Source organism: Sinorhizobium sp. 8-89 (genome assembly GCF_030124325.1).
Classification (GTDB): Bacteria; Pseudomonadota; Alphaproteobacteria; order Rhizobiales; family Rhizobiaceae; genus Sinorhizobium.
Genome location: NZ_JASKLR010000031.1, coordinates 55,719 through 56,558, shown reverse-complemented (window position 1 = coordinate 56,558; position 840 = coordinate 55,719). Strand labels below are relative to the sequence as shown.

Annotated in this window: 1 pseudogene; it reads left to right on the top strand. The window is 60.8% G+C overall.

Annotated features, from left to right (window positions below):
- Positions 1 to 840: pseudogene (locus QN219_RS30080) on the top strand (formate dehydrogenase); the annotation flags it as partial.

Here is an 840-nt window from a genome sequence, read left to right as displayed (position 1 = left end):
GTCGACGGGCGGCTTCAAGCCGCTCAGACCCAACCAGATGAGCTATTGGCAGAACTACAGAAAGTTCTTCGTCAGCTTCCAGAAGGCGATGTGGAATGCGGCGGCGACGCCGGAAAACAACTTCGCCTATGATTGGTTGCCGAAGCTGGACGTACCCGGCTATGACGTCCTACGCGCCTTCGAGCTCATGAACCAGGGCAAGATGACGGGTTACATGTGCCAAGGCTTCAACCCGCTGCTTGCGGCCCCGAACCGCAAGAAGCTTACGGACGCGCTGTCGAAGCTCAAATATCTCGTCACCATGGATCCGCTCGACACCGAGACGGCGCGGTTCTGGGAAAACCACGGCGAATACAACGACGTCGACTCTTCGCAGATCCAGACGGAGGTCATCCAGCTGCCCTCCACCTGTTTTGCCGAAGACGAAGGATCGCTCACCAACTCCAGCCGCTGGCTGCAGTGGCATTGGCCGGGCGGCACACCTCCAGGCGAAGCGATGACGGACAATTGGATCATGGCGCAGATCCATGTGCGTCTGAAGGAACTCTACCGCAAGGAAGGCGGAAAGTTCCCGGATCCGATCCTCAATCTCGACTGGGCCTATGCCGATCCCGGTGAACCGACCGCCGAAGAGCTTGCCAAGGAGATCAACGGCAAGGCGCTTGCCACCGTCTACGATACCGCCGACCCGACCAAGGTCGTGGCCGAGGCGGGCAAGCTGATACCGGCCTTCGCGGCGCTCCGCGACGACGGCTCGACCTCGAGCGGCTGCTGGATCTATTCCGGCTGCTTCAACGAGAACGGCAACAACATGGCCCGGCGCGACACGTCGGACCCGGA